Origin of the sequence: Marinobacter sp. M-5, from assembly GCF_032911545.1 — a bacterium.
Classification (GTDB): domain Bacteria; phylum Pseudomonadota; class Gammaproteobacteria; order Pseudomonadales; family Oleiphilaceae; genus Marinobacter; species Marinobacter goseongensis.
This window is the reverse complement of sequence record NZ_JAWJEK010000003.1, coordinates 403,137-422,336: the sequence shown is the minus strand read 5'-3', so window position 1 is coordinate 422,336 and position 19,200 is coordinate 403,137. Positions and strand designations below refer to the sequence as shown.

Below are 19,200 nucleotides of genomic sequence, written 5' to 3'. Positions count from 1 at the left end.
GTAAAGAAAGAAACGAAGGTATCTCGAAAACACAATCTCGAACAAACGGCCTGGCACAAGGCTGAAAACAGCACGAAGGAGTAGGGGAATGTTTGAACTCGTCGATAATGTCCAGCAAAACGCTGTCATTAAAGTAGTGGGTGTAGGTGGCGGTGGCGGCAACGCCGTTCGTCACATGCTTAACAGTGACATTGAAGGTGTGGAATTCATCTGCGCCAATACCGATGCGCAGGCTCTGTTTGATATGGACGCCCGCCAGATCATCCAGCTGGGTGGCAACATCACCAAGGGCCTGGGCGCAGGTGCAAACCCGGAAGTGGGGCGCCAGTCGGCCCTGGAAGACCGTGACCGTATTGCCGAGGCCATCAAGGGCGCCGATATGGTCTTTATTACCGCCGGCATGGGCGGCGGCACCGGCACCGGCGCAGCGCCTGTGGTGGCCGAGGTGGCTCGCGAGCTGGGCATTCTGACCGTGGCCGTGGTGACCAAGCCGTTCCAGTTTGAAGGCGGCAAGCGCATGAGCGTGGCGGAGTCCGGTCTGAAGGAGCTGGAAGAGAGCGTTGACTCCTTGATCACCATTCCCAACGAGAAGCTGTTGGCGGTCATGGGCAAGAAGACCAGCCTGCTGGACGCCTTTGCCGCGGCCAACGACGTGCTGCTGGGTGCGGTTCAGGGCATTGCCGACCTGATTACCCGCAACGGCATGATCAACGTCGACTTTGCCGACGTGAAAACCGTAATGTCCGAAATGGGCATGGCGATGATGGGCACCGCCCGCGCAACCGGCGAAAACCGTGCCCGCGAAGCGGCCGAGGCGGCCATCCGCAGCCCGCTGCTGGAAGATATCAACCTGCAGGGCGCGAAGGGTATTCTGGTCAACATCACTGCCGGCATGGACCTCAATCTGGGCGAGTTCTCCGAGGTTGGCGACATTGTGCGTGAGTTCGCGTCGGATTCCGCGACCGTGGTCGTGGGTACTGTTATTGATCCGGAAATGACAGACGAGCTGAAAGTGACTGTGGTCGCGACCGGCCTCGGCGGTGATCGCGAAAAACCGACCAAGGTGGTGGATAATACCCGCTCCCTGGACGGCAAGACCGATTACAACCAGCTGGATCGGCCTGCAGTGCTGCGTCGTCGTGCGGTGGCTCATGGTAATGTGGCAATCGATCAGAGCACGGAAAGCGAAGAGCAGGGAGTCGACTATCTCGATATTCCCGCATTCCTTCGCCGTCAGGCTGATTGATAATCTAGTGCAGGTGTGATCCGGTCCCGGTTTTCTGACGAACCAGAGAGCCACAATGCCGGGTTAAGCGTGCATTGGATTGCCGTGTGTGGGCTTATTGTAAATTTCAGGCAAAGCCAGATTGGTTAAATGGTACTCAGTCTGACTTTCTGATATTCTCCGAGCATAATTTTGCCCAGAATATCGCCAATTTGTGACGGAATGATGAACCGATGATCAGACAACGGACACTTAAAAACACTATCCGTGCAACCGGTGTGGGGTTGCACTCGGGGGAAAAGGTTTACCTGACCCTGAAGCCCGCACCCGTTGATTCAGGGATCATTTTCCGCAGAACCGATCTGGACCCGATGGTCGAGATTCGCGCCTGCGCCGAAAATGTTGGTGAGACCATGCTGTCCACGACGCTGGTGAAAGACGGTGTCCGTGTGGCCACAGTAGAGCATCTGCTGTCCGCCATGGCTGGTCTCGGTATCGATAACTGCTTTGTGGAGCTCAGTGCTGCCGAGGTGCCCATTATGGACGGTTCAGCCGGTCCGTTTGTGTTCCTGCTGCAGTCTGCCGGCATCGCCGAGCAGGACGCTGCCAAGCGTTTCATTCGCATCAAGCGCGAAGTGACCATTGAAGAGGACGACAAGAAGGCGACCTTCCTGCCGTTTGAAGGCTTCAAGGTCAGCTTCGGGATCGACTTCGATCACCCAGTATTCAAGGGGCGCGCCCAGACTGCCACTGTTGACTTCTCCAGCACGTCGTTCGTGAAAGAGGTCAGCCGGGCCCGTACTTTCGGTTTCATGCGTGATATCGAGAAGCTGCGTGCCATGAACCTGGCCCTGGGTGGCAGTGTGGATAACGCCATTGTGGTGGACGACTACAAGATTCTTAACGAAGACGGTCTCCGTTACGAAGATGAATTCGTCAAGCACAAAGTGCTGGATGCTATCGGCGACCTGTACCTGCTGGGCAACAGCCTGATTGGCGAATTTCGCGGCATCAAATCCGGTCACGACCTGAACAACAAGCTGCTGCGTAAGCTCAGGGCTGAAGAGGATGCGTGGGAAGTGGTAACCTTTGACGACGAGGCCACGGCTCCGATTTCCTACATGAAACCTGTGCTGGCGGCCCAGGCTTAAGGCTGGATGCTTTAATCCCGGACGTGGTTTGCGAGTTTTTCGAGAACCTCGCGTAATTGTTTGTCCTTCGTGTGCCCGGCTTCCTCTTTGAGGAGCCGGGCATTTTCGTTACTGAGCGGTGCCTTCTTGAATTTTGGTTTGTTGCGGAACCGCGCCGGCGCCACTTTCACCTTCAGTTTCCAGACAAATCGGAACAGCTCTTCGTTACGTAAACGTTCCATAATCTCGTGTTGGCGAAAGCGGATCTGGCTGGCGGCGCCGGAAGTTTCTGCCGACAGCACCATTTCACCTTCGTGACATGCCACGAAGCGCGCACCGAGTGCGAGGTGATCGGGCAGGGCGGACAGCACAACAGCTTCAGCTTGCTGATGCAGTTCCGCTTTGTTCATTAATTCGCGAAGCACCGGGGCACGACGAAAGGTGTCTTGGGTCAATTTGAGGTCTGATCGCTTTTTCATGGCCGCGTTTTCTCTCGACGACTCCGGTTACGATTGGTTACACTTCAGTACAGTTTGGCGGCAGTCCGTGTATTACACTCTTTTTACATTGTCTTGTGCATGAGTGTCCACGGGCGACTGCGATAATTTCAAGAACGTAGTTGTTGCTAAGGATGGCAGGCCCACTCAGAACTTCTGAGGCGCAACACTACAGGATCGGGTTGCGGCTCTTCTATGAAAACAGAAGACGGTATGAATATTATTTTCGTTGGCAAGCGCCACGGCAAATCTCGAGTGGTCGCAGTAAATGCGCCTGTTGCTGCTGCACTGGTTGTGGTTCTCCTCGTGCTGCTGGCTGTGGCGAGCTGGTCAGGTTACCGCGTGGCCGTGAGTCAGGCCGACGCGGCAGAACCCACGCCATCGGAACTGGTGATCGAGTGGAAGGCCAAGCTGAACACCCAGAAATCCGAGCTGGCGGAGATCGAGCTGAACGTTCAGCAACAGATTGATGCACTGACGCTTCGCCTGGGTGAAATGCAGGGGCGTTTGCTGAGGCTGGATGCCCTGGGTCAGCGCTTTGTGGAGTCTGGCCTCGTGGCCAGTGACGAATTTGATTTTGATCAGCCCGCTGCCGTGGGTGGCCCGGAAGATGCCGGCCTTTCCGGGGACTCGTTTACAGCCCCGGAACTGACTTCGATGATTGACCAGTTGGCGAGGCGTATTGAGGATCGCGAGCAGCAGCTCCGGTTGCTGGATCAGTTGGCATCCCGCATGAAGCTGGAAGATGAGCTGTTCGTTGCCGGGCGCCCGATCACCTGGGGATGGCTGTCTTCCCGCTACGGTTACCGGTCGGATCCTTTCACCGGCAAGCGCACCTGGCATGCCGGTGTTGATCTTGCGGGCAAAGAGGGCAGTGACATCATTGCTGTGGCTGGCGGTGTGGTGACCTACGCGGACGAGCGCTATGGCTACGGCAACCTGGTCGAGGTCGATCACGGTGACGGACTGGTCACTCGGTACGCCCACGCCAAATCGGTAGCGGTCAATGTCGGGGACCTGGTTCAGAAAGGGCAGGTTGTTGCTCTGATGGGCAGCACCGGCCGGTCCACCGGCCCGCACGTGCATTTTGAAGTGATTCGTAACGGCAGGTCCGAAAACCCGGAAACCTACATCCAGCGCGCCAGCCGCTGATCTCGTCAGTCGGGAGCTGATCCTGCTCCCGCGCCTTTCCCTTTGATAACCACTCCCGTAATATCAGGACCTTACCTTGGACAGCGTGATGCCACCCGTGCAAATGGCGCCGGTGTGAGCCCTGTCTTTTGTACTGCCGGCAAATAAGGGTAGAATGCCGGCTTCCTCCGATTAATCAAAGAAGCAGTGGTCTATGTTCACAAAGCTTGCAACGAAGATGTTCGGCAGTAAAAACGCCAGAGAAATCAAGAGAATGCGCAAGACGGTGCTGCGCGTTAGCGAACTTGAGGAGCAGTTTGGCAACCTGTCCGATACCGAGTTGCAAGGCAAGACCGCCGAGTTCCGCCGCCGGCTTGATGAAGGCGAAAAGCTCGATGCGATTCTGCCGGAGGCCTTTGCCACCGTGCGCGAGGCCAGTCGCAGGGTCATGGGCATGCGTCATTACGATGTCCAGCTGGTGGGTGGTATTACTCTGCACGAGGGGCACATCGCCGAGATGAAGACCGGCGAGGGTAAAACCCTGGTGGCGACGGCTGCGGTGTATCTGAATGCGTTGCCCGGAAAGGGCGTGCATGTCGTCACGGTTAACGACTATCTGGCCCGCCGTGATGCCGATTGGATGGGTAAGCTGTACCGGTTCCTCGGGCTTCAGGTAGGCGTTGTGGTGGCCGGCCAGGCACCGGAGGAAAAGCGTGCCGCCTACCAGGCCGATATCTGTTATGGCACCAACAACGAATTCGGTTTCGATTACCTGCGCGACAATATGGCGTTCAGCACCGAGGACAAGGTCCAGCGCGGTCTGCACTACGCGATCGTCGACGAGGTCGACTCCATTCTTATTGACGAGGCCCGTACTCCGCTCATCATCTCCGGTGCCGCCGAGGACAGCTCCAAGCTCTATCAGGCCATCAATACCCTGATTCCGAACCTGGAGAAAGGGGAGGTCAGCGAGGAGGGCGAGCCCAGCGGCGACTTCACCATTGACGAAAAATCCCGTCAGGCGGAACTTACCGAGGGCGGCCACGAAAAGGTCGAGGAACTGCTGCTGGAGCGCGGCCTGCTGAAAGAGGGTGAAAGCCTTTACTCAGCCGCCAACCTGAGCCTTTTGCACCACGTGCATTCCGCCCTGCGAGCGCACCACCTGTTCCAGAAGGATGTGGACTACATTGTTCAGGGCGATCAGGTGGTGATTGTCGACGAACACACCGGTCGCACCATGCCCGGGCGTCGCTGGAGTGAAGGCCTGCATCAGGCCATCGAGGCCAAAGAAGGGGTACGGATCCAGGCCGAAAGCCAGACCCTGGCCTCGACGACCTTCCAGAACTACTTCCGGCTCTACGACAAGCTTGCCGGTATGACCGGCACCGCCGATACCGAGGCGTTCGAATTCCGCCAGATCTACGGTCTGGACGTGGTGGTGATTCCGCCCAACAAGCCGATTCAGCGGATCGATTACAACGATCTGATCTACCTGACGCAGGAAGAAAAGTTTCACGCCATCATTGATGAAATCAAGGACGTGACCGCCGAGGGTCGTCCCATTCTGGTGGGTACCGCATCCATCGAGGCGTCCGAGCTGCTGTCCATGCTGCTGAAAAAGGCGCGGATTGATCACAAGATCCTGAACGCCAAGCAGCACGAAAGTGAGGCCCAGATCATTGCCCAGGCTGGTCGCCCGGGTGCTGTGACCATTGCCACCAACATGGCCGGCCGGGGTACCGACATCGTGCTGGGCGGTAACTGGGAGTTCGAGGTGGCGGACATAGAAAACCCGACCGAAGAAGAGGCCGCGCGTATCAAGGCGGAGTGGACCGGGCGTCACAATCAGGTACTGGACGCCGGTGGTCTGCACATCATCGGTACAGAACGCCACGAATCCCGCCGCATCGACAATCAGTTGCGCGGTCGTGCCGGACGCCAGGGTGATCCGGGCTCCTCCCGTTTCTTCCTGTCGCTGGAAGATAACCTGATGCGTATTTTTGCACCGGATCGCGTCAAGAGCCTGATGCAGGCCATGGGCATGAAGAAGGGTGAGGCCATTGAGCACCGCATGGTGACCAATGCCATCGAAAAATCCCAGCGCAAGGTGGAAGGCCGCAACTTCGACATGCGGAAAACCCTGCTGGAATACGATGACGTGGCCAATGACCAGCGTACGGTGATTTACGAGCAACGCAACGAGGTGATGTCATCGGACGATATTTCCGAGATGGTGACCACCATCCGTGAGGACGTGGTGGAGGCGCTGGTCAGCGAATATATTCCGCCCCAGAGCATGCCGGAGCAGTGGGACGTGGCAGGCCTTGAATCCCAGTTGCAGTCTGAAATGGCCATCGATCTGCCGGTGCAGAAGTGGCTTGATGAGGACAACAAGCTGTACGAGGAGAGCCTGCGCCAGAAGATTCTGGAGGCAATCGTCAGCGAGTATCAGGCCAAGGAAGCCGTGGCCGGCGCAGACTCCATGCGCAAGTTTGAAAAGCAGGTCTTCCTGCAGGTGATGGATACCCTGTGGAAAGAGCATCTTTCCAACATGGATCATCTGCGCCGGGGTATTCATTTGCGGGGCTATGCCCAGAAAAACCCGAAGCAGGAATACAAGCGCGAAGCCTTCAACCTGTTTGAAACCATGCTTGAGACCATGAAGCGGGACGTAACGCGGGTGTTGAGTCACGTGCGGGTGCAGAGCCGCGAGGAAATGGAAGAGGTTGAGCGTCGGCGCAAGGATGAACTGGAGCGTGAGCTGGCCCGGGCCAAGCTGCGTCACGATGAAACCAGTGCCACGGCCCAGAGACAGGCGGAGGATGGCGACAGCGACAGCCAGCAGGGTGCGCCGGAAACGTTTGTTCGACAGGAGCGCAAAGTGGGCCGAAATGAGCCCTGTCCCTGTGGGTCCGGCAAGAAGTACAAGCAGTGTTGCGGTAAGGTCAGCTAACTCCGCATCTTGGCAAACACCCGATGACCCGCACTCTGATCCCGTCAGGCTGCGGGTTTTTCGTTACCGCGACAGAGATTTCACGAAGACATCAGGAGAGTCACCATGGCAGTAGGTCCAGGAACCTTGCCCGAGTTTTTTCCGATTGCCGGCGTTCGGCTGGGTATCGGCAGTGCCGGAATCAAGAAGCCCGGTCGTAAAGATCTGGTGATCTTTGAGCTCGAGCCGGGAAGTCGGGTGGCGGGCATTTTCACCCGCAACCAGTTCTGTGCCGCGCCGGTGATACTCAGCCGTCGTCATCTGGCCGAGGGCGAGCCACGATACCTGCTGATCAATACCGGCAATGCTAATGCGGGTACCGGTGAGCGGGGCATGAACGATGCCCAGACCTGTTGCCAGGCACTGGCTGATGCCGCGGGCGTGTCACCGTCAGCAGTGCTGCCGTTCTCCACCGGCGTGATCGGTGAGCCATTGCCGGTGGAAAAGATCATCACGGCCCTGCCAGCGGTACTGGCAAATACTGCCGAGAACCGCTGGGCCGAGGCGGCCTCGGGGATCATGACGACCGACACCCGCCCCAAGGGAGCGTCCTGCCAGCTGGATCTTGATGGCCACACGGTGTCCATTTCCGGCATCAGCAAGGGGGCGGGCATGATTCGCCCGAACATGGCGACCATGCTCGGGTTTATCGCCACGGACGCAAGCATCGCGCCGGACGCTCTGGCCACGCTGGCGTCCGAGCTGGGAGAGCAATCGTTCAACCGCATCACCATCGATGGTGACACCTCCACCAACGACGCATGTATGCTGGTTGCCAGTGGCCGCTACGGCGGGCCCGAGATTACCCGCGACAGCCCGCTGTTGCCCAAGCTCCGAGCGGCATTGCAGCAGATTTATCTGGATCTGGCTCACGCCATCGTCCGCGACGGCGAAGGTGCCACCAAATTTGTCACCATTGAGGTCAGTCATGCTCACAGCCAGCAGGAAGCGCTGGATGTTGCCTACACCGTGGCCCATTCACCGCTGGTGAAAACCGCGCTGTTTGCCTCGGATCCTAACTGGGGCAGGATTCTGGCGGCCGTTGGCCGGGCCGGCGTCGACAACCTCGATCTCAACGCCCTTGAAATTCACCTCGGCGATGTCTGCCTGGTGCGCAACGGCGGTCGTGCCGATGATTACTCCGAGGCCCGTGGTCAGGCGGTGATGGATCGCGAAGAGATTACCATCGCCATTGATCTCAAACGGGGCGAAGTTCAGGAACGGGTGTGGACCTGTGACTTCTCCCACGATTATGTGACCATCAACGCCGAATACCGTACCTGATCATGGTCTGTAGGGAAGTCCATGTGGCGGTCGGGGTGATCATCCGTGAGGGGCGGGTGCTGATTGCACGGCGGCCGGATCATGCCCATCAGGGCGGCTTGCTGGAGTTTCCCGGTGGCAAGGTGGAAGCCGGCGAAACGGTACAGCAGGCGTTGGTGCGTGAGATCCATGAAGAGACCGGTCTTCAGGTTCCCATGTCATCGCTGCGCCCGGTCATCGGCATCCGTCATGACTACGGCGACAAGCGCGTCTTTCTTGATGTCTGGCGCACCGACGACGCCACGGGCGATGCGGTCGGCCGCGAAGGGCAGCCGGTGCAGTGGTTGCCGTTGTCGGCATTGCACGATGGCGATTTTCCCGCTGCCAACCGGCCGATTATCCGGGCACTGAGACTGCCCTCCTGGCTTGCGATTACGGGCGATTACCGAACCTCGGCGGATCTGGTCAACCAATTCGAGGAGCGCGTCAACCTCGCCCGCCCCGCTCTGGTGGTATTGCGCGCACCCGGGCTGAAGTTTGCTGAATATCAGGCCGTCGCGCGTGATCTGGTGATGATTGGCCGGGATCGTGGCACCGGCGTTCTGCTGCACGGAGGGGGCGAGCGTCTCGACGCCGTGCCGGAAGCGGCCGGGTTGCATCTGCCCTGGCGGGCGGCGCAGACGTGCCATGCCCGCCCGGTCCCGGACGGGAAATGGCTGGGTGTGTCGTGCCACAACGCCGCGGAGATTGACCATGCCCGTGCATTGAATGCCGACTACGTCACCCTGGGCCCGGTCGCGCCAACGCCCACCCATCCGGGAGCAGAGGTGATGGGGTGGGAGGCGTTTCGCCAGCAGGTCGCGGCGGCGGCCATGCCGGTCTATGGTCTGGGCGGGCTGACGCCAGCGGATCGGGATGCCGCCATCCGCAATGGCGGGCAGGGCGTTGCGGGTATCGGTCTCTGGTGGCCTGGAGTCTAGACCGCAGCAGGGCCGTCTTCCGCGCGGTCGAGTCTGATACCATGAGGACCCGACAGGTCATGAATTTCGTTCAATCAGCCCCGGTGAACCGGGCACAGGAGAGCCCGTGAGCAAACTGACGCACCTCGATGACAAGGGCGAAGCCCGCATGGTGGATGTGACCTCAAAGGAAGTCACTGAACGCGAGGCGCGGGCTGAAGCCTGGATCCGTATGGCACCAGGCACCCTCGAAATGATCGTGGGCGGCCAGCATCCGAAAGGCGACGTACTGGCGGTGGCCAGGATTGCCGGCATCATGGCGGCCAAGAAAACCCACGAACTGATCCCGCTGTGCCATTCGCTGAATCTGAGCTCGGTGAAAGTGGAGCTGAGCCCGGGCGAGGACGGTGCTTCGGTGCATATCCTCACCCTTTGCAAACTGTCGGCACAGACTGGTGTTGAGATGGAGGCATTAACGGCAGCGAGTGTGGCAGCGCTGACACTGTATGATATGTGCAAAGCGGTCGATCGCGGCATGGTAATCGACGGCGTGCGGCTGCTGGAAAAGAAAGGGGGGCGCAGCGGCCACTGGTCTGCTTCGGGTCCTGCATCGTAAAGCTGTATGAACCAAAACAGCTGGAGAAGCGACAGTGCAGAGACTACGCCAAGAAGGCAGCCCCATGATAGAATGTGCGGCCCGATTGATTGAACCACGAGGAAACACTGTGGCTGTTCGTTACATCCAGACTTGCCGGTTGCCCACGCCGTTCGGGGTATTCGATATGCACGGCTTCGAAGAGCCGGATACCGGTAAGGAGCACGTCGCTCTGACGCTGGGTGACCTGAGCAGCAGTGAGCCCATGCTGGCGCGTACCCACTCTGAGTGCCTGACCGGCGACGCGCTGTACAGCATGCGCTGTGATTGTGGTTACCAGTTGGAGGAAGCACTGCGAAGCATCGCCCGGGAGGGTCGCGGTATCCTGATGTACCTCCGCCAGGAGGGTCGTGGTATCGGCCTGCTGAACAAGATCCGCGCCTACAATTTGCAGGATCAGGGTGCTGACACCGTTGAAGCGAACGAGAAGTTGGGTTTTGCAGCGGATCTGCGTGACTACAGCATGTGCAAGGACATGCTCGAGCATCTTGGTATCTCAAGCCTGCGCCTGATGACCAACAACCCGCGCAAGGTGGATGCATTGACGTCCTACGGCATCGCGATAACCGAGCGGGTACAACTGCACGTTGGCCGCAATCCTCACAACGAGCATTATCTCGATACCAAGCAAAGCAAGCTGGGCCACTGGCTTGAAACTCACCAGGACGACGACCCCGAAGGCTGAGCCCTTCACCCATCCCGCTGTCGGACAGCCGGATGGGTGAATGACTACCGGACGGCTTTCAGTGTCTGGTGGCGCAAGCGCTCCAGCCTCGCGCTAATGGCACGACCAATGCCCTCGGCATCCAGCCCGCAGTTCTGCAACAGCTCGCCATGCTTGCCATGATCTATGAAGGTGTCCGGAAGCCCCAGTTGCAACACCGGCAGACACACCTCGCGGTGGTTGAGGCATTCGGTCACAGCACTGCCGGCGCCACCCGCGATTGCATTTTCTTCCAGTGTTACCAGCAGGTTGTGTCGAGCGGCCAATGAGAGCACCAGCTCTTCGTCCAGCGGTTTGACAAAGCGCATGTCCACCACGGTAGCCCCGAGTGCCACGGCGGCGTCCAGCGCCGGTGCCAGCAGGGTACCGAAATTCAGTATCGCCACCTCGCGCCCCTCCCTGACAACGCGTCCCTTACCGATGGGCAGTGGCGTCAGTTCCTGCGCAATGACCGCGCCCGGGCCGGTGCCCCTGGGGTAGCGGACCGCGGCCGGGCCGTCGAACATCAGTCCGGTGTGCAGCAGCTGTCGGGTCTCGTTCTCATCAGACGGAGTCATTACCACCATGTTGGGGATGCAGCGCAGATAGCTGATATCGAATGCCCCGGCGTGAGTTGGCCCATCCTCGCCCACCAGACCGGCACGGTCGATGGCAAACAGTACATCCAGGTTCTGGATGGCCACGTCGTGGATCAGCTGGTCGTATGCCCGCTGTAGAAACGTGGAATAGATCGCCACCACCGGTTTGGTACCGTCGCAGGCAAGTCCCGCCGCAAGCGTCACCGCGTGCTGCTCGGCAATAGCAACATCGTGGTAGCGGTCCGGAAAACGTTCGGAAAACGCCAGCAGGTCCGATCCTTCGCACATTGCCGGGGTAATGCCCACCACGCGATGATCCTGTTCGGCGGCGTCACACAGCCACTGGCCAAAAACGTTGGCGTATTTGGGTTTCGAGGCCTTGGGTTTGACCGGTTCCGGTTTGCTGGGCGGTACTGGCTCGATCTTGTTGATGGCGTGATAGCCAATCGGGTCGGCCTCAGCCGGGGCAAAGCCCTTGCCTTTGGTGGTGACCACGTGGAGGAACTGCGGGCCGTCCAGCTCGCGAATGTTTTCCAGGGTCTCGACCAGCAGAGGCAGGTCATGGCCATCGATGGGGCCAATGTAGTTGAAGCCCAGCTCCTCGAACAGGGTGCCGGGGGCGATCATGCCCTTGAAATGCTCTTCGGTCTTCTTTGCCAGCGCCCTCAGGTTGGGTGCGCCCTGCAGAACCTTCTTGCTGCTGTCCCGCACCTGATTGTAAGTGCGGCTCGCCAGCAGTTTGGCGAAATAGTTGGATAGGCCGCCGACGTTTCGGGAAATGGACATGTCGTTGTCGTTCAGCACCACCAGCATGTCGGCGTGCAGGTGACCGGCGTGGTTGAGCGCCTCGAACGCCATGCCGGCGGTCATTGCACCATCGCCGATGACAGCGATGCTCTTGCGCCCGGTGTTCTGCATGCGGGCCGCCAGCGCCATGCCCAGCGCGGCACTGATCGAGGTGCTGGAGTGGCCAACGCCGAAGGTATCGTAGTCGCTCTCCGCGCGCTTGGGGAAGCCGGCAAGGCCGCCTTTACGGCGAATCGTGCCCATCTGCTCACGACGCCCGGTCAGAATCTTGTGCGGATAGGCCTGATGCCCCACGTCCCACACCAGGCGGTCCCGTGGCGTGTTGAACACATAATGTAGAGCGACGGTGAGCTCGAGGACCCCAAGACCGGCACCGAAGTGGCCCCCGGTCTGGCCAACCGACCACAACAGAAATGCCCGCAGCTCCCGGGCGAGGCGGGTTAATTGCTCCGCCGGCAATATCCGCAACTGGTCCGGAGTCTCTATCCTGTCCAGTAGCGGCGTATGGGGCCGCTGGGGCGGGATTTCCTTGAAAATATATGTGTCCTGCATTTGCTCGGGTCTATTCCGGTCTGTGTGTGGCTAGTCAGAGAATGATAGTGTGCGCTTCCGGCACTGGATCAATCAATGGGTGCGGGCAACGACATAATCCGCAATGGCCCGCAAAGGATCTGCCTCGGAGCCGAAACCGGCGAGGCTGTCGTGGGCCAGTTTTTTCTGTTGCGACAGGTGATCCCGAGCACCCTGAATGCCGAGGAGTGCCGGGAAGGTCGGCTTGCCGCGGGCAACGTCGGAGCCCTGGGGCTTGCCGATGACCGACGTGTCCCCCTCGACGTCCAGCAGGTCGTCCTGCACCTGGAACGCCAGCCCGAGTGCGCGGGCATACTGGCCCAGATCGGCCAGCTGCTGCTTTGTTACGTGCGCTGCTGTCAACGCGCCCATGCGTACGCTGGCCTCAATCAGTGCGCCGGTCTTGTGGCGATGCATGGTTTCGAGTTCGGTGATCGACAGGGCCTTGCCCACCGATGCGAGATCGATGGCCTGGCCGCCCACCATGCCGCCATGACCACTTGCCCGGGCCAGTTCGCGGACCATGGACAGTCGTACGGTGTCATTCAGACCCGGTGCCGCGGCCAGCCAGTCGAAGGCCATAGCCTGCAGGGCGTCGCCGGCGAGGATGGCGGTGGCTTCATCAAAGGCAATGTGAGCGGTGGGGCGGCCGCGACGCAATTCGTCGTTGTCCATGGCTGGCAGATCGTCATGTATCAGTGAGTACGCATGTATCAGCTCCAGTGCGCAGGCCGGAACCAGTGCGTTGTCCGCGGGCTCACCCACCGCCACTGCCGCTGCGAGGCACAACGCAGGGCGAATGCGTTTGCCGCCGCCCAGAACGCCATACCGCATGGCCTGCTGCAGCCGGTCGGAGGGATGGCCGTCAGCTTCGATTCGCCGTTCCAGTTCGGCATCGACCCGCGCGCGGGCGGTTTCCAGAAAGCTTTCCGCAAGGAAGGGCTGTGCGGTCATCAGGCAGGGTCATCCGGCGTGAACGGTCGGGTCTCGAGGGTGCCATCGCTGTTCTGAACCAGCTGCTCAACCCGCTGCTCAGCGGATTTGAGCGCCTGCTGACATTCGCGGGTCAGCTTCACGCCGCGCTCGAATGCCGCCAGTGACTGCTCGAGAGAGAGTTCACCCTGTTCGAGGTCGCGAACCAGTTTTTCCAGCTCATCAAGGGATTTTTCAAAGTCGGCGATGGATGTTGCGCCTTGTTCACCGGCCATCAGGGCCTCCGGTTGCTTCGCGGGTTTCCGCGGGATTATAACAAAGGTTCGGCGCTATCGCTGCCAACAGAACTGACGTTGTTCGCCGGCCTGGCCCATCGGTCCCCAACTTTGCTCGGTGACGCGGATTTCCCCGCTGCGGCTGACCGACACAACCGTGGTCGCACGGGTGCCATAATCGCTGCCGACGATGAATGGGGAGGACAGAAAACGTTCGGTTTCCAGTCCCACGCCGGTATCCGGCAGGTCCGGGTCCGGCGCCGGAGCGGTGTCTTTCAGCAGCGGGATCAGCGCCTGGTGCAGGCCCTCGGACGCACCGGGCGGTGTCGCCGCCAGAGTATCCGCCACGGCGTTGCGCAACCTGAGCAGTTTCGGCCACGGGCTCTGCAACAGATGATTGCTGAGTCCATAGGTGCCCCGGTGCAGGTGACGGCCGGGATGGGCGTCGCGATTACTGAAATACCAGCCATCGTCAGGGTTCAGGCGGATCAGGTTGAATCCGGAGTAGTCCGCCTGTTGTTCCGTCAGACGCTTTTGAAGCGGGTGTTCGGGCTCGGCCAGCGCCCGCAGCGGCAGCTCGCCGCGACTGATTCGACCGGTTTCGGCGCTGCCTTCGCGCACGTTGGTAACGGCGGCCACCTCGCCACGTCGGGTGACGGCCAGCCAGGTGCCGCCGGAAAGCAGATCGCGGCCCGCCAGTACCGACGGCGTGTCGCCGCTCGACCACCATGTCATGGCAGCGGTGGGTCGACGGAAAAACTCGTCGCGGTTGGCGGCAACCACCAGCGGATAGTCCGGATGTTGTCCCACGGAAAAGGCAATCAGGCACATAGGTTTCGGGGCGCTCTCATAATGATCTCGGCTGCGTCGGTGTGTATCATACCAGCCTCACTAATTGTCCGGGTGTGACGGTAGCATGACCCTGTTGAGTGTAATTGGCCTGTATCTCGCACTGGGTGCGTTCGCCGGAACCTTGGCCGGGCTTTTCGGAATTGGCGGTGGCCTGGTGATCGTCCCGGTGCTGATTTTCAGTTTCGGGCTTCAGGGTATCAGTTCCGAGGTGGCCGCCCATATGGCAGTGGGCACCTCTCTGGCCACCATTGTGTTTACGTCGCTCAGCTCGATCCGGTCCCACCACCTGCACGCAGCGGTGCGCTGGGAGATATTCAGGCCCATGACCGGCGGAATTATCGTCGGCGCGCTGGTGGGTGCCTGGACAGCCTCCCTGCTCAGCGGCCCGGCATTGGAACTTGTCATCGGTGTGTTTGTCATTGTGGTGGCCATCAAGATGCTTCTTGAAGTCAATCCGAAACCCGGACGCATGGTGCCGGGTGCGACCGGTCTGGGCGTTGCCGGCGCCGGCATCGGCTGGGCTTCCGCCATTTTTGGCATCGGCGGTGGCACGCTGACGGTGCCGTACCTGAGCTGGTGCAACGTCAGGATGCAGCAGGCGGTGGGTACCTCGGCAGCCTGCGGGCTGCCCATCGCCGCCGCCGGAGCCCTGGGCAATATGGCGACCGGGTGGGGTAACGAACACCTGCCGGAGCTGAGTGTCGGGTTCATCTATTTGCCGGCGCTGCTGGGAATTATCCTGACCAGCGTATGGTTTGCCAGGGTGGGCGCCAATCTGGCGCACCGGCTGAACGCCCGTCTTCTGAAACGAGTTTTTGCCATCATGCTGATTCTGATCGGCATCCGCTTTCTTCTGAGCTGAGAGGTTACTGATGCTGCAGCATCCGCAGATTGATCCCGTGGCCATTTCCCTGGGGCCGCTGAAAATTCACTGGTACGGCCTGACCTACCTCGTGGGCTTCGTTGCCGGCTGGTGGCTGGGCCGGCTGCGGGCCCGCAAACCCTGGTCACCGCTGAACGAGGACCAGGTGGGTGATCTGCTGTTCTACATCGCCCTCGGCGTCATCCTTGGCGGCCGTTTCGGCTATGTGGTGTTCTACAACTTCGACGCCTTTATCGCGGATCCGCTGTGGTTGCTGCGGGTCTGGGAAGGCGGGATGTCGTTCCATGGCGGACTGCTGGGAGTGATGCTTGCCATGTGGTGGTATGGCCGCAAGGTGGGCAGTGGATTCTGGCGAATAGCGGATTTTGTCGCCCCGCTGGTGCCTGTTGGTCTTGGTGCCGGCCGCATTGGCAACTTTATTAATGGCGAACTCTGGGGCAAGCCGACGGACGTGCCCTGGGGTATGGTGTTCCCTCAGGCGCCGGACGCCCTGACACGTCACCCGTCTCAGCTCTATCAGTTTGCGCTGGAAGGTGTGCTGTTCTTTGTCATTTTGTGGTGGTTTTCCGCCAAACCACGCCCAAGGATGGCGGTTTCCGGCCTGTTTCTGGTGTGCTATGGCGTATTCCGCTTCCTGGTCGAATTCGTGCGGCAGCCGGACCCACAGCTGGGCTACCTGGCCTTCGACTGGCTCACCATGGGCCAGGTACTGTCGTTCCCGATGATACTGGCCGGTGCCGGCCTGATGTTGATTGCTTACCGCAGAGGTGTTGAATGAAAGCCTATCTTGACCTGATGAAAGACGTGGTCGATAACGGTCTCGACCGGGGCGACCGCACCGGCGTGGGCACCCGTTCGGTCTTTGGCCGCCAGATCCGCTTTGATCTGCAGGACGGTTTCCCGCTGGTGACCACCAAGAAAGTCCACCTGCGCAGCATCATTCAGGAACTGCTGTGGTTTTTGCAGGGCTCCACCGACAACAACTGGTTGAAAGAGCGCAACGTCTCCATCTGGAACGAATGGGCGCTGGACAACGGCGACCTGGGGCCGATCTACGGCAAACAATGGCGCAGCTGGCACTGCCCGGACGGCCGTACTGTTGATCAGATCAGTGAGCTGATTGAGCAGATCCGCCACAAGCCCAACTCCCGCCGGCTGATTGTCTCTGCCTGGAACCCGGCGGAGCTGCCGGACGAATCCATCGGTCCCCAGGATAACGTCCGCGAGGGTCGCATGGCACTGGCACCGTGCCACTGCCTGTTCCAGTTCTACGTTGCCGACGGCAAGCTCTCCTGCCAGCTGTATCAGCGCAGCGCGGACCTGTTCCTCGGCGTGCCGTTCAACATCGCCTCCTACGCGCTGCTGACCCACATGATTGCCCAGCAGTGCGATCTGGGTGTCGGCGAGTTCGTGCATACCTTCGGCGATTGCCATCTGTATCAGAATCACCTGACCGACGACATCGTCTTCGAGCAGTTGAAGCGGGAGCCGCGGGCGTTGCCGAAGCTGGTGATCAAGCGGAAACCGGAATCAATTTTCGAGTACGAGCTGGACGATTTCGAATTCGAGGGTTATGACCCCTATCCGGGAATCAAGGCACCCATTGCCATCTGAGCCGTGCAGTCACCCAAGTTCCAGAGGAATCGAAATGCGCAAGGCACTCATCGTCGCTATGTCCCGTAACCGGGTCATCGGTCGTAACAACAAGCTACCCTGGTATCTGCCGGGTGATTTGCGGTACTTCAAGCAGGCTACCATGGGCAAACCCATCATCATGGGGCGGAAAACCTGGGATTCCATCGGCCGGCCGTTGCCGGGACGGATGAACGTGGTTATTTCACGGAATCCGCAATGGGAAGCGCCCGCGGGTACCGTAGCGGCAGCGTCACTGGAGGAAGCGTTGGTTAAAGCCGAGGCACAGGCTGAAATCGAGGGTGGGGACGAAGTGATGATTATCGGAGGCGGGCAGATCTACGCCGAAGCTTTGCCGATGGTGAATCGGATCTACATCACCCAGGTGCATGCGGACGTCGAAGGGGATGCATTCTTTCCGGAAGTGAACTGGGATGGCTGGGAAGAAATCGGACGGGAGGATTTCTCCGCGTCCGATAACAACCCATATGACTACAGTTTCGTCGTCTATCAGCGCTTGGCGTCAGCCTGACGGGGCGGGCGCTTACCGGCGGGCTTGCCGCCTTTGCCCGGGGGCTTGCCCTTCGGGCCAGGGCCGCCACGACCCTTCGGGCCTTTCTTGAAGCCGGGCTTATAGCCAGGCTTGCCTCCGGGGCGGCCACCGCCGCCACCCTTGCGGTCACGGTGCGGGGCTGACGCTGACACCACCGGGATAGCTTCCGGCTGTTCCAGCGGCATGGAGCCGGGTTGCATGGCCTCCATCCAGCACGCCAGGGCGCCGGCGACCATCGCCATGTCCATTTCGTTGCGTTCGGCAATCTCGTCCAGCAGCGCCATCGATTTGGCCAGCTTGCGGTCCTCGGCAAAGCCCAGCAACTGTTGCTCGAATTGCTGCTCACGCATCTTTTTCAGATCCGTGGGCGAGGGCAGCTCATAGGCTTCCATGGGCGAGTTAGTGGCGCGCTCCAGGGTGCGCAGCCAGCTGCGCTCCCGCGGAGTCACCAGCAGAATCGCCTTGCCGTCGCGGCCGGCGCGGCCGGTACGACCGACGCGGTGAATATACGCCTCGGTGTCGTAGGGCACATCGTAGTTGATGACGTGGGTAATCCGCGGGACATCCAGGCCCCTGGCCGCTACGTCCGTCGCCACAATAATGTCTTTCTTGCCGCGCTTGAGGTCTTCAACCGTCTGCTCACGCTGACGCTGGTTAAGATCACCGTTCAGCGGCGCTACTGCGTGGCCGCGGGCAGAGAGCTTCTCGGCCAGCAGGGTGGTTTCGGCCTTGGTGCGCACGAAAATGATCGAGGCATCAAAGGGCTCAACCTCGAGAATGCGCGTCAGGGCATCGAGTTTGCGCTCGGCGTAGACCGGCAGCACGAACTGGGAAATCCGCTCGACCGTGCGGGTTTCGCTCTCGATCCGGACTTCCACGGCATCGCGCAGGTAGGTTTGGGCCACTTTCTTGATCTGCGGCGGCATGGTGGCCGAGAACAGGGCGCGCTGGCAGTTCTCCGGTGTCTTGGCGAGAATCGCCTCGACATCGTCGATAAAGCCCATGCGCAGCATTTCATCGGCCTCATCCAGCACCAGGGCCTTCAGGGCATCCAGCTTGAGGGTGCCGCGGCGCAGGTGATCCAGCAAGCGACCCGGGGTGCCCACAATGACCTGGGCGCCGCGCTTGAGTGCTTTCAGCTGGGGGTAAAAATCCTGACCGCCGTAGATGGGCAACACATGGAAGCGGCTGAATTTGCTGGCGTAGGTGGTAAACGCCTCGGCTACCTGGATGGCCAGCTCTCGCGTGGGGGCCAGCACCAGAATCTGGGGCTCCATTGAGGAGGCGTCGATCCGGCTCAGGAGCGGCAGCGCAAACGCTGCGGTTTTGCCCGTGCCGGTCTGTGCAACGCCAAGAAGGTGTTTGCCAGCAAGCAGCGCGGGGATGGCCTGGGCCTGAATCGGAGACGGAGTTTCATAACCGACGGTGGTCACAGCTTCAAGAACGGCTGAGTCCAGACCAAGTTCGGCAAAAGACAATTCTGACATTAATGTACTCGGAATTCGGAGGGTAAAGCATTGCATTGCAATGCATGATGTGCG

General features: G+C 60.1%; 18 protein-coding genes. 12 read left to right on the top strand and 6 right to left on the bottom strand.

The window, feature by feature from the left end; genetic code table 11:
• Positions 1 to 88 precede the first annotated feature (88 nt).
• On the top strand, positions 89 to 1,246 hold the full coding sequence (ftsZ, locus tag R0125_RS15105) for a cell division protein FtsZ (RefSeq protein ID WP_317238705.1): 1,158 nt from the start codon (positions 89 to 91) through the stop codon (positions 1,244 to 1,246).
• 212 nt (positions 1,247 to 1,458) lie between these two features.
• Positions 1,459 to 2,376, top strand: coding sequence for a UDP-3-O-acyl-N-acetylglucosamine deacetylase (lpxC, locus tag R0125_RS15100; protein WP_248184087.1), 918 nt, complete (start codon positions 1,459 to 1,461; stop codon positions 2,374 to 2,376).
• Positions 2,377 to 2,387: 11 nt separating this feature from the next.
• Here the strand turns inward: lpxC and R0125_RS15095 are convergent, their stop codons facing one another.
• On the bottom strand, positions 2,388 to 2,834 hold the full coding sequence (locus tag R0125_RS15095; protein ID WP_317238704.1) for a DciA family protein: 447 nt from the start codon (positions 2,832 to 2,834) through the stop codon (positions 2,388 to 2,390).
• Between the two features lie 213 nt (positions 2,835 to 3,047).
• Between R0125_RS15095 and R0125_RS15090 the strand changes: the two genes are divergently transcribed.
• The 6 genes from R0125_RS15090 (at position 3,048) to ribA (ending at position 10,537) form a co-directional block, all read left to right on the top strand.
• Positions 3,048 to 4,004: a M23 family metallopeptidase gene (locus R0125_RS15090; RefSeq protein ID WP_317238703.1), complete on the top strand. Its 957-nt coding sequence runs from the start codon at positions 3,048 to 3,050 to the stop codon at positions 4,002 to 4,004.
• 193 nt (positions 4,005 to 4,197) lie between these two features.
• On the top strand, positions 4,198 to 6,936 hold the full coding sequence (gene secA, locus R0125_RS15085) for a preprotein translocase subunit SecA (protein ID WP_317238702.1): 2,739 nt from the start codon (positions 4,198 to 4,200) through the stop codon (positions 6,934 to 6,936).
• A 105-nt stretch (positions 6,937 to 7,041) separates the two neighbouring features.
• Entirely contained in the window at positions 7,042 to 8,259 is a 1,218-nt protein-coding gene (gene argJ, locus R0125_RS15080; RefSeq protein ID WP_248184094.1) for a bifunctional glutamate N-acetyltransferase/amino-acid acetyltransferase ArgJ, read from the top strand.
• A 2-nt stretch (positions 8,260 to 8,261) separates the two neighbouring features.
• Positions 8,262 to 9,218, top strand: a complete 957-nt coding sequence (locus tag R0125_RS15075) for a Nudix family hydrolase (protein WP_317238701.1) — start codon at positions 8,262 to 8,264, stop codon at positions 9,216 to 9,218.
• Positions 9,219 to 9,324: 106 nt separating this feature from the next.
• Entirely contained in the window at positions 9,325 to 9,813 is a 489-nt protein-coding gene (gene moaC / locus R0125_RS15070) for a cyclic pyranopterin monophosphate synthase MoaC (protein ID WP_317238700.1), read from the top strand.
• 109 nt (positions 9,814 to 9,922) lie between these two features.
• The gene (gene ribA / locus R0125_RS15065) at positions 9,923 to 10,537 is read left to right on the top strand and encodes a GTP cyclohydrolase II (RefSeq protein WP_248184096.1); all 615 of its coding nucleotides are present in this window, start codon (positions 9,923 to 9,925) and stop codon (positions 10,535 to 10,537) included.
• Between the two features lie 44 nt (positions 10,538 to 10,581).
• On the opposite strand, the gene dxs is transcribed toward ribA, so the two are convergent.
• From dxs to R0125_RS15045, 4 genes are all read right to left on the bottom strand, one after another.
• Positions 10,582 to 12,513 carry a 1-deoxy-D-xylulose-5-phosphate synthase gene (gene dxs, locus R0125_RS15060; protein WP_317238699.1) on the bottom strand — a complete coding sequence of 644 codons (1,932 nt, stop codon included), beginning with the start codon at positions 12,511 to 12,513 and terminating at the stop codon, positions 10,582 to 10,584.
• A 72-nt stretch (positions 12,514 to 12,585) separates the two neighbouring features.
• A complete protein-coding gene (locus tag R0125_RS15055; RefSeq protein ID WP_317238698.1) occupies positions 12,586 to 13,485 on the bottom strand; it encodes a farnesyl diphosphate synthase in 900 nt (299 codons plus the stop codon).
• Entirely contained in the window at positions 13,485 to 13,739 is a 255-nt protein-coding gene (locus tag R0125_RS15050) for an exodeoxyribonuclease VII small subunit (protein ID WP_248184100.1), read from the bottom strand. Before R0125_RS15050 ends, R0125_RS15055 begins: the two co-directional genes overlap by 1 nt.
• Positions 13,740 to 13,793: 54 nt before the next feature.
• Entirely contained in the window at positions 13,794 to 14,570 is a 777-nt protein-coding gene (locus R0125_RS15045; protein ID WP_248184102.1) for an NRDE family protein, read from the bottom strand.
• Positions 14,571 to 14,655: 85 nt separating this feature from the next.
• Between R0125_RS15045 and R0125_RS15040 the strand changes: the two genes are divergently transcribed.
• Genes R0125_RS15040 through R0125_RS15025 form a run of 4 tightly spaced genes read left to right on the top strand, consistent with a single transcriptional unit; the run spans position 14,656 to position 17,638 of the window.
• Positions 14,656 to 15,453, top strand: a complete 798-nt coding sequence (locus R0125_RS15040; protein WP_248184103.1) for a sulfite exporter TauE/SafE family protein — start codon at positions 14,656 to 14,658, stop codon at positions 15,451 to 15,453.
• A gap of 10 nt (positions 15,454 to 15,463) precedes the next feature.
• Entirely contained in the window at positions 15,464 to 16,252 is a 789-nt protein-coding gene (gene lgt / locus R0125_RS15035) for a prolipoprotein diacylglyceryl transferase (protein ID WP_248184104.1), read from the top strand.
• On the top strand, positions 16,249 to 17,088 hold the full coding sequence (locus R0125_RS15030) for a thymidylate synthase (RefSeq protein WP_248184105.1): 840 nt from the start codon (positions 16,249 to 16,251) through the stop codon (positions 17,086 to 17,088). The genes lgt and R0125_RS15030 overlap by 4 nt, the downstream gene beginning before the upstream one ends.
• A gap of 34 nt (positions 17,089 to 17,122) precedes the next feature.
• The gene (locus R0125_RS15025; RefSeq protein ID WP_317238697.1) at positions 17,123 to 17,638 is read left to right on the top strand and encodes a dihydrofolate reductase; all 516 of its coding nucleotides are present in this window, start codon (positions 17,123 to 17,125) and stop codon (positions 17,636 to 17,638) included.
• Here the strand turns inward: R0125_RS15025 and R0125_RS15020 are convergent.
• Positions 17,617 to 19,146 carry a DEAD/DEAH box helicase gene (locus tag R0125_RS15020; protein WP_317238696.1) on the bottom strand — a complete coding sequence of 510 codons (1,530 nt, stop codon included), beginning with the start codon at positions 19,144 to 19,146 and terminating at the stop codon, positions 17,617 to 17,619. The two genes, R0125_RS15025 and R0125_RS15020, sit on opposite strands and share 22 nt — an antisense overlap.
• Between the last annotated feature and the right edge of the window lie 54 nt (positions 19,147 to 19,200).

Bases quoted from the DNA above. Each gene is read 5' to 3' on its own strand.
- ftsZ (WP_317238705.1), top strand. From the start codon at position 89: ATGTTTGAACTCGTCGATAATGTCCAGCAAAACGCTGTCATTAAAGTA.
- lpxC (WP_248184087.1), top strand. From the start codon at position 1,459: ATGATCAGACAACGGACACTTAAAAACACTATCCGTGCAACCGGTGTG.
- R0125_RS15095 (WP_317238704.1), bottom strand. From the start codon at position 2,834: ATGAAAAAGCGATCAGACCTCAAATTGACCCAAGACACCTTTCGTCGT.
- R0125_RS15090 (WP_317238703.1), top strand. From the start codon at position 3,048: ATGAAAACAGAAGACGGTATGAATATTATTTTCGTTGGCAAGCGCCAC.
- secA (WP_317238702.1), top strand. From the start codon at position 4,198: ATGTTCACAAAGCTTGCAACGAAGATGTTCGGCAGTAAAAACGCCAGA.
- argJ (WP_248184094.1), top strand. From the start codon at position 7,042: ATGGCAGTAGGTCCAGGAACCTTGCCCGAGTTTTTTCCGATTGCCGGC.
- R0125_RS15075 (WP_317238701.1), top strand. From the start codon at position 8,262: ATGGTCTGTAGGGAAGTCCATGTGGCGGTCGGGGTGATCATCCGTGAG.
- dxs (WP_317238699.1), bottom strand. From the start codon at position 12,513: ATGCAGGACACATATATTTTCAAGGAAATCCCGCCCCAGCGGCCCCAT.
- R0125_RS15055 (WP_317238698.1), bottom strand. From the start codon at position 13,485: ATGACCGCACAGCCCTTCCTTGCGGAAAGCTTTCTGGAAACCGCCCGC.
- R0125_RS15050 (WP_248184100.1), bottom strand. From the start codon at position 13,739: ATGGCCGGTGAACAAGGCGCAACATCCATCGCCGACTTTGAAAAATCC.
- R0125_RS15045 (WP_248184102.1), bottom strand. From the start codon at position 14,570: ATGTGCCTGATTGCCTTTTCCGTGGGACAACATCCGGACTATCCGCTG.
- R0125_RS15040 (WP_248184103.1), top strand. From the start codon at position 14,656: ATGACCCTGTTGAGTGTAATTGGCCTGTATCTCGCACTGGGTGCGTTC.
- lgt (WP_248184104.1), top strand. From the start codon at position 15,464: ATGCTGCAGCATCCGCAGATTGATCCCGTGGCCATTTCCCTGGGGCCG.
- R0125_RS15030 (WP_248184105.1), top strand. From the start codon at position 16,249: ATGAAAGCCTATCTTGACCTGATGAAAGACGTGGTCGATAACGGTCTC.
- R0125_RS15025 (WP_317238697.1), top strand. From the start codon at position 17,123: ATGCGCAAGGCACTCATCGTCGCTATGTCCCGTAACCGGGTCATCGGT.
- R0125_RS15020 (WP_317238696.1), bottom strand. From the start codon at position 19,146: ATGTCAGAATTGTCTTTTGCCGAACTTGGTCTGGACTCAGCCGTTCTT.